The organism is Enterococcus caccae ATCC BAA-1240 (assembly GCF_000407145.1).
Classification (GTDB): Bacteria; Bacillota; Bacilli; order Lactobacillales; family Enterococcaceae; genus Enterococcus_L; species Enterococcus_L caccae.
This window is the reverse complement of record NZ_KE136475.1, coordinates 295,929-308,360: the sequence shown is the minus strand read 5'-3', so window position 1 is coordinate 308,360 and position 12,432 is coordinate 295,929. Positions and strand designations below refer to the sequence as shown.

Below are 12,432 nucleotides of genomic sequence, written 5' to 3'. Positions count from 1 at the left end.
CCTCCCCTTTTTTAACGTACCAACTCAACAACATCTTTTTCAGTCGCTGCTTTAGATGGATAATAACTGAAGACTAACCCTACAACTACCGAAAGTAAGACTGCAATAAGTGCTGTAAATAAGTCTGGAATAAAATTAAAATTCAAAATCAAACTAATGAACTTTGCAATTAATAGTCCGCAAACATACCCAATTCCACCAGCAATCAAAGTAATCGTCAACCCTTCAAATAAAAACTGTAACTGTACTGCTTGTTCGGTTGCGCCTAAAGCTCTACGGATCCCAATCTCCTTTGTTCGTTCTGAAATTGAAGTATAGATCATATTCATTACACCAACTCCTGAAACAAATAGAGATATTGCTCCAACAAAGGTAAACATTGTTGTCATTGATGAAAATAATTCACCTAAAGTATCTGCCATTCCCCCATCAGCTGTCGGCTGATATTTTCCAAGGTCCTTATTACTTCCTTTAGAGTTCATCAGACGAGTAAGGTCATCTAACATACTTGCTGCAGAAATCTCATTTGTAAAAGTGACATTTACATTCGCTTCTGTTTCATCTGGGAAGTAAGTTTCATATGTTTTAGCTGGCATACGAATTTTTAATGTAGAATATGCTGTCGAAGGAAAAACACCGATGATCAAAAAATCTTCTCCTTGAATTTTTATAATATCTCCAACTAAAGAATTCGCATCTTTTTCGGAATCCTCACCTAATATCTGAGAAGAAACATAAACGACTTTATTTCGATTCACTAAATCACTCTCTTGAAGATTTCGAGCATTTTTTAAAGGCAGCGTCTTCTTTCCTACTGATAAAGATGGAATCAATTGAATTTGCATGGCCTCACTTTTTTCTCTGTAAGTTACTTCTTTTTTACGATACATCTCATCTTTTGCTTCTTTCGCATACGCTACTTTCTCTACGCCATATATCCCTTCAATCAACTGTAAATCTTTTTGGTTAAAATTTTTAAAGTTCATATCTTTAAATGTATTTTCTTTAGGCGTAAATTTAAGCGTCACTTGTGTTGTTTTTTCATCGCTCGTCGGTAATAATTCTCGCATTTGAGCTTGTTTATATCCTCTACCTACAGATACGATCGTTATGACAGAGGCAATCCCGATGATCAATCCTAACATGGTCAAAAAGCTTCTTCTCCCATTTTTACGAACAGCTCTTATAGCTGATTCCCAGATAATCATTATTTTCATAACTAATCCTCCCTATCCAACTACTAAACCATCCCTAACGTCGATTACTCGACTACAATAGTTTGCAGCTTCTTGATCATGAGTAACCATTAGAATAGTCACGCCATTTTCTTCATTCAATTGCTTAAAAAGTGTTAATATTTCATCTGAGGTTTTTGTATCTAGTGCCCCTGTCGGTTCATCCGCCACAATAAATTTAGGTTGATTGATCAAGGCCCTAGCGATAGCAACTCTTTGTTGCTGTCCACCAGATAATTGTTTTGGTAGGTTATTCCCTTTATCTCCTATCCCTACTTTTTCTAACATCTCTGTTACTTGCAATCGTACTTCCTTATGCGTACACCCACTGTATAACAATGGCAATTCGACATTTTCATAGGCAGTATAATTTTCAATCAAATTAAATGATTGAAAAACAAATCCAACTGTACTATTTCGAATAAGCGAAAGTTTTTTATCATCATACTGATAAACTTGTTCACCATTAAAAAAATAATCACCTGAAAAATCACCGTCTAAAAAACTGATTGTATTCATCAGGGAAGATTTTCCCGAGCCAGAAGGACCCATTATCGCCGTAAATTCACCTTCTTGAATCTTTAAACTGATATCTTTCAGTACCCATAACTTGTTATCATCTTGTCCATAATATTTTTTGACTTTTTCTAATTGAATCATTTTATCTTCACATCCATCTTATCTTTCAGACTACTCGATTTTCGTAATAGCTTGTCTTTGTTGACCGCACCTTCTTTTAATCGATAAGTATCTTGATCTACTTTTTCAACGGATACTTTTTGTTTGTTCGCTTTACCATTTTTATAGATGTAAACATAACTATTCTGGTCTTTCATTACAACGGTATCTGCTGGCAGTTTTATTTCATTTTGCGGAATAGATATTTTTACTGAATAGCCTAAAGGAATTGTTTCATTTGGCGTCACTTCACCTGTATATGAGGCAGATAGTTTTTCTTCTTGTTTTGGAATAGCTGATTTATAGGTCACTTTTCCTGGAATCTTTTTTTCTTGATTCATCAGAGAAATGTTAACTTCTTGATCTAAGCCAATTTTTTCTATATCATACTCTGTCGCCGCAAATTCTATGATATTATCGTTTGAATGAACGGTTACAACTGGTTTCGTAGCATCTTTCTTAGCAACTTCATCAACTACTATTTTCCCATCAAACTCAGCTACGATTGCTGATTCTTTTTTGCTATTTAAAGAAGCTATCTGCGCATTTACGTCTGTCAGCTGATCTTGATATTGTGTAATCGATGTTTCAATTGTGTTAATTGCTGTCTCGGCTGCTTGTTTTTTGGCATCATCACTAGCATTTACTGCTTGATTATACGCATACTTTTTTTCTTGTAGTTCCTTCGTTAGATTAGCAATATTGGTAGTGTACTGGGATTGTACAGCTGTTTTTTCATTTAATGCAAGTTGATCCGCCTTACTTGAATAGTTTACCAAGGTATCTCCTGCTTTCACATCTGCTCCATTTTGAACAGCCAGTGAGGTGATTTCACCTTGTGTTGCATCATAAAAAACATTTTGGACTTTTTTAGCTTTGACAGTTCCAGAAAAATGTAAATCTTCTGTCGGTGTAACCGTATAACTAGAATATACTTTTTCTACTTTCTTTTTATTTGTCAAAAAGAAGATAGCTACACTTAATATAACAATGCTGATACTACCTATAATCATCCATCTTTTTTTATTTTTCACTATGATCGCCTCCATTATTTCACTGGTCTTTTGATTTCTTTACCGTCAAAAAGCTCTTCAATTTCTTCTGCTTCAAAAGTTGGACCCCAAATTCTCTTAGGTTGACCAGCTTCAAAATAAACTCCAACATTCTCATACTTGCCATCTTCTAGAGCCATTTCAAACATATATTTTTTATTTAATTCACCCTCGTTTTCTTTCTCTTCATCCATAAAATAGACTTGTTCAGCAATATCTACTGGCAATTTAGTGATAATCTCTTGATAGTGCTGATATTCTTTCGATTGCTTTTTCCCATAGAAAATAAAAAATGCCGTTTTCTTCTCTAACAATTTTGTTGCTTGAGCAGAATCGATTTCTTGGAACTCGCTACTTCCATTCTTCGTTTCCGCTTGACTGTTCTTTTTTTTCGTTTCTGTAGTTGGCTGAGTTGAAGTGTTTGATTCATTTTTTTGTTTCGCTGTCGTTTCTGAAGAATTAGAACATCCTGTAAAAAGAACGCTTCCCCCTAAAATCAAACAAGCTGCTATTATTTTTTTATACTTACCATTTACTTTCATGTCGTTCATCCTTTCCTTGTTTCAAATTTATATGAACAATATAGCATCAGATTTGCACTCATTTTTGTTTTTTACTTAACTTGTATTCAATCAGCACCTAAGCAGAAACAAAAAGCCATTCGCGTAACGCGAATGGCTTTTTGTTACAAAGGATTTTTAAGTTTTTGTAATGGCTTTAAATTTAACCTAGAGACTAATGCCGTCTTATTGTTAGGAAAATAAATAATTCTATCTTTGGGATCAAGTCGACAAATCATTTTAGTATTGATTAAAAATGATTTACTGCTTCTAAAAAATCTGCTATCTACTCTTTTTTCTACATCTTTCAACGTTCCATAAAAATTAACTTGGCAATTATTTCCTTCAAGTAAAATGCGATGGTTATCAGTTACCTCAAAAAAGTAAATATCGTTGTATGCTATATAAGATAACTCATCCCCGTCATTTACAGTAAAATAATCACTTTGTTTATTCCCCTTCGCTTGTAATCGTTTCTCGATAGTATCAATGCAATCATTGATTTTAGACTCCATCACTTGGATTTTATCTTTTATAATGAAATCTAAAGCACCTACTTTATATTGAAAGGTTAAAAAACTCATTTCAGAATGAGTAGTGACAAAGATAATATAACCATCTGGATCATATTCCCTAATCTTTTGGGCTAGCATTAACCCATTGATATTACTATCTTCTATTTCAATATCTAAGAAATAAACAGATAACCCAGTGTTTTCTTTTATTGCTTCCAATAGCTTTAATGGTTGTTTGGTATTCAAGGCTATTTCCATACTTAAGTCATCTGCCATCAACTTTTTGTTGATTATATAGGATAAATTTTCTGATTGAACAGAATCATCTTCACAGATATAAATAGATATCATCTTATTCCTCCTCGTAAAAGTGAATTTCTTGTATAAAACGATTTTGTACTACTTTTGTTTTTATTTGAATATTTTTATATTGATTGATAATCATCTGAATATTTTTCAGTCCAAATCCGTGGCGATAGATGTGTTCCTCAACTATTCGTTTTTCTCCAGCTGTCTGAAGCTCAGTAGTTCTCGATTTTTCTGATTCAAATGTGTTTTGGATCACAAAAATCACAGAATTACTTTTTCTTATAAAAGCTATATCAATTTCTTGTATTGAACTTTTTTCAGTAGCTTCAATAGCATTATCTACTAAGATTCCTATACATCTAGTAAGATCAGTCTTATCCATCTCAATATGTTCTATTAAATCAGTTACTTCAAAATGAAGATTGATTCCTTTTTGGTTTGCTAATAATATTTTATGAGCAAGAATCCCTTTTAATTCAGGAATATTCAAATTTTTCATGTTCAATAGCTTAATTATTCGAATTCCTTTATTTTTAAGAACTTGATTTGAACTACTTTCATAATATTGTTTTAGTTTATCCAAATTGAAGTTCTCATTATAGATGAGCCCTGATAACCCAATAAAGATATTATCATAATCATGTTGGTAACTAAGGATTTCATCTCTAATCAATTCAATACTTTGAATGTAGTTTTCTAATTCTTGTGCCTTTTCCAATTGAAATTTCAGTTTTTGATTTTTCACATTATTATTTATAATTATGAATGCCATGGAAATCATGACTCCTACAAAAAAGAGCAGATAAAAACTGCCATCTGACAACGTTCGAATATTACTATAATTTTGGACTTTATGACTTTCCATTACAGACTTCATTGTCGCATCCCCTGAATCATCGCCATTCATAAAGTAAATCATGATAAAATTCAAAATCAGAATACCGACGAACAAAAGTGATGGGATTACTTTTGTTACATCACTAAAATAATATTTATTTTTTAAGTTGGTAATTTGTTTATCAATGATAGAATAGATAATCACTGAGAAAATTGTGACTGCGATACTATATGTAAACATATCTACTTCAGAAAAAATTGAAACTAATATAAGCGGAACAACATTTCGAACAAAGTAAACTACTAAATAAATAAGTGATACTTGGCTAACCACTTCATTATATGAAACTTGTTTAAAGAACAAGGTAATCATTATCAGCATTGAAAACGTTGTTCCTAGCAAAAATTCATTTGGCAACTCCATATACATTAGATTATCTGATCCATGATAGGAAAATATCAATTGATATTTAATAAAATCAAGTAAAAGAAATCCACAAATAATTACAAGCCAATTTTTAAAATGAAGCGTTTTCCTAAACCTTAAATAAGTGCATACGATGATTGGAAAAAATATGGTCAAATAAATTAAATAGTAATTCTGAATATAGAACAAAAATCTAGTGATCAATGAATTCACCCCTTAATTTCATAACAATAATACACTTTCTATTATACCAAATATACAAGCTCAAATGTATGAATTATTTTGGAAAGTGACAACTATTTAGAGCGTTCATCATAAAAAACTAAAATAAACACAGAAGTATAACCTCCTAGAATTCATTTTAGCTTTCTTTTTATGTACTTCATTGTTTTAATGAATCTTTTACATCATCTGGTAAATTTTCAAATTCTTCATCATCTAAATGCACATTGTTCACACCTTCTTGTGGTCCTTTTTCTTGGAACTCAGTCCAACTATTAAATGTATGTGTGTTCATACGCATATAAACAACATATCCAAAAGCACCTATCAACGCGACCGTGACCATAGATAATATTATCTTTTTTTTCGTACTCATTTTTCTTTTCATCCTATCATCCTTACTTTTATATAGTTATTCCTAAATAAATAATCATACCCACTTCCAAGACCCGCAGCTCAAGACACCGTTTTTTGACGTACATACTCTGATCCAACGTCCTGCTAAAACAATCTTAGCTTCACACTTTTTCAATTTTCTCATTTTATCACTCCTTATTTATTACATTCTTAATTTACTCAGGTAACTAAAAGCGCTAAGCTTTTAGTTACCTGATCAACGACTATACTATACCCATCTCCAAGGTGTACAACCTAGAAATCTTCCATTACGCCAATAACACACTCTCACCCAAATACCAGCTAAAACACTTTTTGATTCTTTTTTTTCTAACTTTCTCATTTTCTTACCTCCACTTTTTTTGTTAGACTTCTTGTCTACACCGAAATAATACCACCTACTATGATTGAAAAAACCAGTTTTACTGATTCCGTCATATTTCTTACGTATAATGGAATCCGTGACCATTCACGTAACTCCTATGGTAAAAAAAGTGTACAGTACGAAAGCTAAGACTCAGTTAAGCGAATTATTTCACGTAGAAAAGAAATGCACTCAAAGGTAAATAATTGACGACAGAAATTCTAATAAAGTATTTTCTGCCCTAAAAAAAGCCACTTTTCATTTGAAAAGCGGCTTTGGTTCTATTTGTTTATTCCTTTCATTGATACTACCCTCGATATTAAACGCTTTCATTATCGCCTGTAAGCTATAAACCTCCCAAACTTGCTAGATAAAAATCCAATGTGTAAAATCGATAATCACTCTTAGAATATTTTGATTTCTTTTCTTGTAACTGATCCACTAAAGCTAAACGTTCCTGTTCTGTGACCTCTTCCCAGTCTTTGTCACCCATCCTACAGTACAATCGAAACGGTAACTCGACGTCCATGTGTACTTCTAAAAAACCAGCTGGGTCACCTAAACCGTGATACTCGACATCTGTGATGATTTCACCTACATAATTTAGATAGTTTTTACTCATTACGCTAAACCTCCTAATATTTTTTGAGACCAAAAAAATATTTTTATTTATAATGAAATTGTACTAAATATTTCAATAATACACAACATCTTTTCGCCGTTTCTATTTATTTAACAGAAAAATTAATAACTCTTGTCATTAAATAGTCTTCCGTACCTAAAGCCACATTCACTACAGGATTCCCCAAAACCATAAAACCAGACTTTTCATAAAAAGTCTTTGCACTTGAACGTGCTGAAACATCTACTCTTTCATACCCTTTTTTACCCAAATCATCTAGAAGAAACTCAAGTAAACGGTTCCCATATCCTTTATTTTGATACGTAGGTTCAACTGCAAATGCCGTTAACTGAGCTACTTTGTTCTCTTTTGTATAAATACTTAATGTCGCTATAATCTGACGCTCTTTCTCCCAACCATAAAAATCATTCTCTTTTTCAATTGTAAGATCTTCCTCAAAAATACTTTTACCTAACGGTTGCCTTAGAACCTTATTTCTAAGGTGAAGTGTTTGTTCATAAAAATCTGTATCTTGGCTTCCATACTTTATTATTCTCATTCTTTCTTCCCCTTTAGTTAAAGATAATAACACAAATGAAGCTTGCTTTGATATCTAATAAAAAGAAAGCTGTATAAGTGATAACATCCACCTTACACAGCTCTTTTTTTAACAGTCTAACACTCTTTTTATTTCAAACGCTCTGGCATCATTCCTTCTAAAAATCCCCAAACACCATTACTGATTCGTAATTCATCTCGATCGTAGTGAGAAAGTTCTGTTCTTATTAAGTGGTCTTGCCCATCTAGCACTTTTTGTGCCCAATGTGGATCAATCAACATTGCTCGGCCAACAGCGGCTAAATCAGCTGATGCCAGTACTTCTTTTACATCAGCCCCACTTCTGATATCCCCCACACCTATCAACGGAAGACGATTATTCATTGTTTCTTTTATATACTCTATAATAGGTTTTGCTTTAAACGTGTCACTAACTGAATAATTCCTATAATTATTCATTGATAAATGTAAATAATCTAACGGCTTATTAGACAACTGATCTACTAAAAATAACGTATCACTTAAACGTATTCCAGGATTTTCATACTCTTCTGGTGAAAAACGATACCCTATAACAAAGTCCTTTACACCTGATTGATCAACAACTTCTGTTACACCATCAACTAACTCGTTGATAAATTTAAATCTTTTTTCTAACGATCCGCCCCAATCATCTGTACGACGATTAGAATGCGGAGAGAAGAATTGTTGGATCAAATACGTATTGGCTCCGTGGATTTCTACACCATCAAAACCTGCCTTGATTGCTCGTTCCGTGGCTTGTTTAAAACTTTCTAAAATGTCAAAAATCTCAGCTTCCGTTAACTCTCTAGGAGTTTGCGCATCTGGTCTTTCAGCCGCAACAGCACTCGGTGCAACTGGTTGAACACCATGTAAAACCTTAGAATCTGTCATACGACCACTGTGAAAAATCTGTAAAATCGCTTTCGTATGGCTCTTTTTGATTGCAGCAGCTAGCTTAGCAAGTCCTGGAATAAAACGATCATCATAAACACCTAACTCTCCATCCCAGCCTTTTCCCCCTTCATGAACATTGGCTGCCGCGGTGATAAATGCACCGACTTCACCCGTTCGTAAAGCATAATAATCAATTTCATCATTTGTTACGACTCCATCAAAAAAAGACATTTTTGTTGTCATCGGTGCAACGACGATTCTGTTTTTTAAGTGTAGCCCTCTTTTAAATGTTAAACCTGAATCTAAATTATTCATCAAATTCCTCCTTTTAAACATGCATGCACATGCATCTATATAAATAATAAAGAATAAAAGACTAAAAAGCAACTTATTAGTCTTTCAAATAAAATACTCTTTTAAAATGGTATCCACTTCATGCTCAACCGCAGCTAATAGCCGCGCCCCTTCATTCGTTAAATCTACATACACACCACGTTTATCATCCGAACAATTCTTTCTTTCAATAACAGAAGGATTTCTATCTTCTAATCTTTTGATCAAACGGGAAAGAGCACTTTGACTTAAACACAAATAGCTACCTAAATCATTCAACCGCATATGACAGCCATTTTGTTTCAGTTGATATAAGGCATAGTACTCACTGGTAGTGAGTTGACTATTTTTCTTTAACATTTCTTCTAATTTTTTTTCAACTATGGACTGCTTTTTTGCATAATCCAACCATTGCGATATAAGAGGTGTTTCCATTTACTCATCCCTCACAGACTGTTCTCTTAGACTAATTATATTTTGCTTGTTTTTAGTAGAAAAGTCAAAGTTTTAAGAACCTTAATAGGAAAGTAAAAGCCATGGACTTGAGGTCTCACGGCTTTTACTTAGGCACTATTCTAAACTTAATTAGCGTTTAAAATCCACATAAATCCTACGAAAACAAAGAATAACGCGTACATGATCGGCGACACTTCTTTGCCACGTTTCGCAGCGATCATTGTGATTGGATAGAAGATAAAACCAAGGGCAATTCCATCAGAAATACTGTAAGTCAATGGCATACCCAAAAGAATCAAGAAAGAAGGAATTGCGATCTCCATTTCTTTCCATTTGATTTGGCTAAGTGATTGAGCCATCAACACCCCCACAACAATTAGTGCTGGTGCCGTTACTTGTGATGTTACAACTGAAAGCAGCGGAGAGAAAAACAACCCCACAATGAAAAACAAACCTGTCGTCACAGCTGTTAGCCCAGAACGTCCCCCTACTGCGATTCCTGCAGAAGATTCTACATACGCCCCAACAGGAGAAGTTCCAAAAAGCGAACCTGCTAACATCGCTGTTGAGTCTGCAGCTAATGCTTTTCCAACTCGTGGCATTTTATTGTCTTTCATAAAGCCCGCTTGATTCGCTAAACCGACAAGTGTCCCAGCCGTATCAAAGAATGTCACTAATAAAAAGGTCAAGACAACGACCCATAGTTGTAGAGAATTTATGTCTCCAACATGTTTCAAAGCGACTAGAAAAGTCGGTTTAAGACTGGGAGCGCTTGAAACAATTTTAGCAGGCACTTCAATCAAGCCTGTTATCAACCCCAAAATAGTCGTTGCAGTCATTCCAATAAAAATACCACCTGGAACACGACGTACCATCATTATAGCTGTGATCGCTAAACCAAATATTGTCAGCCAAGTCGTTCCAACATTCAACGGACCTAAAGCTACTAAAGTCGATTCATTTGAAACAATAATGCCCCCTTCACTTAATCCGAGAAACGCAATAAATAATCCAATACCACCAGAAATGGCATATTTTAAATCTGCTGGTATTGCATCAATGATCAACTCACGTAATTTAAATATAGTGATCAAAATGAATATCAACGACGCTACAAAAACGCCTGCTAAGGCAGTCTCCCAAGGAATACCCATTCCCACACAAACAGAATAAGCAAAAAAAGCATTGATTCCAAGTGCTGGTGCAGTTGCAATTGGGTACTTCGCAAAGATTCCCATCAATATACAGCCTAGCGCACTAGCTAAAGCCGTTGCAGTAAAAACGGCCCCTTCATCCATTCCAGAAGCGCCTAGTACAGTTGGGTTTACAAATAAAATATACGCCATCGAAATAAATGTCGTAAACCCAGCTAAAAATTCACGCTTAACTGTCGTATTTAGCTTGTCGATCTCAAAATAGGCAATAATTTTTTCTTTCACCTTATATCCTCCTAAAATTCGAACAATAAACTGCTCGTAAAATTGCGATGTATTACTTAAACAACGTGTTCAATCATATAATAAACAAAAGGATAAGTAAATACAAAGGTTAGAATCGGTTAGTTATCTACTATTGGTAATTCAATCAATACTCGCTTGAACCGAATAAATGGTGTGTAAAAAATGCTCTTTCAAAAATAAGCTAAACACTTTTATCTCGACTACACTCTAAACACAAAGAAAAGTGAGAGAATAATCAGCGACATCTGATTCTCCCTCACTCCTTTAATATTAGTATTGACTATTATTTTTTGAAAAATCTATCCTTTATTTGGAGCTCATCAACTAAAAAAGACCTGTTACTTGATAGTTTTTTTTCAATTCCAACTTATTTTAGTTTACTAACTTTAACTGTGCGCATCTCGTCCCGACAAAAACAAGGAAAATAATAACGAATGCCCCCATCGTTGCATCACTAAAGAAATGACATCCTAATAGTACTCTACTAATTGCTGTAACAGCTCCCCACGTCACGCCAAAAATCAATAACCTTTTACGTAACCTAGTATTTTTAGCACTAGCATATAATGGGAAGAAAATAGCAAACATGCTTTCACAAGAATGTCCTGAAGGAAACGACTTATGTCCAGTCGGTCCATTCATTTTATACCATGGTGTAAAATTATCTTGAACACCATTCAGTTCATATGGTCGAACACGTCCCCACATAATCTTGATTTCCTCTACACACATTAAATAAACAAAGGCTACTGCGACTCCTAAAATAGCCACACGCATCAATCGATCAAACTCTTCTTCTGTTTTACGACTTAGCCATTTCTGAATGATCAACGTCGCTACTACAAAAACGACTAGACAGATAATGATATTCAGAAATGTTGGTAGTGTCGGGTTAACGCCACCATCATTATTGGCTTGACCGATTGGACGGTTATGTTCTAAATTTTGAATCGATGATAAGGTATACTGGATAGCAAATTTTAAATAATACCATATTCCATATAAAGACAATCCCGTTCCCGCCACAACAATCAATAGTTTTGCAATCATAGGTTGGCTTGACCGAGCCGCATAATGCATCACAATCTCCCCACTCATCATGATCACGACACCTACTGGAAAGCAAGCATAGTTTTGCAAAAATGTAGCAACATATGAATTTTGACTCATCACTGCATTTGAGATTGCTAAGTCCCCAAAAGTACCAATCCCAAGTAAAACTACAAATATAGAGATCACAATTGCAATTCTTCTACTATCTGACATTTTTTCCAACATTTTTAACTCCTCCTAATTTTTAAAGCTGAAAGAGCTTAATCAGCCTTGACAGGAAAATAGGAAACTCTGATTGAGGTGTTTTTTACCTCACTTCATTTCTATCTTTTTCCAAAACGTATCCCCCTAGCGCTCCAACACTTAGGAATCGGCACAGCCAAAGCTTATTACCAGCCCTATAAAACGAACCATTATTCAATCATTCACAAATGATA

The 12,432-nt window shown here is 34.2% G+C and carries 13 protein-coding genes; all 13 read right to left on the bottom strand.

Going from position 1 to position 12,432, the window contains the following annotated elements; translation table 11 throughout:
* Nucleotides 1–11 precede the first annotated feature (11 nt).
* The gene (locus I580_RS14230) at nucleotides 12–1,217 is read right to left on the bottom strand and encodes an ABC transporter permease (RefSeq protein WP_010772215.1); all 1,206 of its coding nucleotides are present in this window, start codon (nucleotides 1,215–1,217) and stop codon (nucleotides 12–14) included.
* 12 nt (nucleotides 1,218–1,229) lie between these two features.
* Nucleotides 1,230–1,895 (bottom strand): ABC transporter ATP-binding protein, encoded by a 666-nt coding sequence (locus I580_RS14225; protein ID WP_010772214.1) that lies wholly within the window; start codon nucleotides 1,893–1,895, stop codon nucleotides 1,230–1,232.
* Nucleotides 1,892–2,947, bottom strand: a complete 1,056-nt coding sequence (locus I580_RS14220; RefSeq protein ID WP_010772213.1) for an efflux RND transporter periplasmic adaptor subunit — start codon at nucleotides 2,945–2,947, stop codon at nucleotides 1,892–1,894. Before I580_RS14220 ends, I580_RS14225 begins: the two co-directional genes overlap by 4 nt.
* A 14-nt stretch (nucleotides 2,948–2,961) precedes the next feature.
* The gene (locus I580_RS14215; protein WP_010772212.1) at nucleotides 2,962–3,507 is read right to left on the bottom strand and encodes a hypothetical protein; all 546 of its coding nucleotides are present in this window, start codon (nucleotides 3,505–3,507) and stop codon (nucleotides 2,962–2,964) included.
* A 143-nt stretch (nucleotides 3,508–3,650) separates the two neighbouring features.
* Complete coding sequence (locus tag I580_RS14210) at nucleotides 3,651–4,391, bottom strand: LytR/AlgR family response regulator transcription factor (RefSeq protein WP_010772211.1); 741 nt, start codon at nucleotides 4,389–4,391, stop codon at nucleotides 3,651–3,653.
* Nucleotide 4,392: 1 nt separating this feature from the next.
* Nucleotides 4,393–5,616: a GHKL domain-containing protein gene (locus I580_RS14205; protein WP_010772210.1), complete on the bottom strand. Its 1,224-nt coding sequence runs from the start codon at nucleotides 5,614–5,616 to the stop codon at nucleotides 4,393–4,395.
* 379 nt (nucleotides 5,617–5,995) lie between these two features.
* Nucleotides 5,996–6,211, bottom strand: coding sequence for a hypothetical protein (locus I580_RS14200; protein ID WP_143141721.1), 216 nt, complete (start codon nucleotides 6,209–6,211; stop codon nucleotides 5,996–5,998).
* A gap of 730 nt (nucleotides 6,212–6,941) precedes the next feature.
* Nucleotides 6,942–7,217, bottom strand: coding sequence for a hypothetical protein (locus I580_RS14190; protein WP_010772207.1), 276 nt, complete (start codon nucleotides 7,215–7,217; stop codon nucleotides 6,942–6,944).
* A 106-nt stretch (nucleotides 7,218–7,323) separates the two neighbouring features.
* Nucleotides 7,324–7,776, bottom strand: a complete 453-nt coding sequence (locus I580_RS14185; RefSeq protein ID WP_010772206.1) for a GNAT family N-acetyltransferase — start codon at nucleotides 7,774–7,776, stop codon at nucleotides 7,324–7,326.
* A 128-nt stretch (nucleotides 7,777–7,904) separates the two neighbouring features.
* Nucleotides 7,905–9,008, bottom strand: a complete 1,104-nt coding sequence (locus tag I580_RS14180) for an NADH-dependent flavin oxidoreductase (protein WP_010772205.1) — start codon at nucleotides 9,006–9,008, stop codon at nucleotides 7,905–7,907.
* 84 nt (nucleotides 9,009–9,092) lie between these two features.
* Nucleotides 9,093–9,461 (bottom strand): MarR family winged helix-turn-helix transcriptional regulator, encoded by a 369-nt coding sequence (locus I580_RS14175; RefSeq protein ID WP_010772204.1) that lies wholly within the window; start codon nucleotides 9,459–9,461, stop codon nucleotides 9,093–9,095.
* Between the two features lie 146 nt (nucleotides 9,462–9,607).
* Nucleotides 9,608–10,921, bottom strand: a complete 1,314-nt coding sequence (locus I580_RS14170) for an NCS2 family permease (RefSeq protein ID WP_010772203.1) — start codon at nucleotides 10,919–10,921, stop codon at nucleotides 9,608–9,610.
* Nucleotides 10,922–11,314: 393 nt separating this feature from the next.
* Nucleotides 11,315–12,220 carry a phosphatase PAP2 family protein gene (locus tag I580_RS14165; RefSeq protein ID WP_010772202.1) on the bottom strand — a complete coding sequence of 302 codons (906 nt, stop codon included), beginning with the start codon at nucleotides 12,218–12,220 and terminating at the stop codon, nucleotides 11,315–11,317.
* Nucleotides 12,221–12,432: the final 212 nt, after the last annotated feature.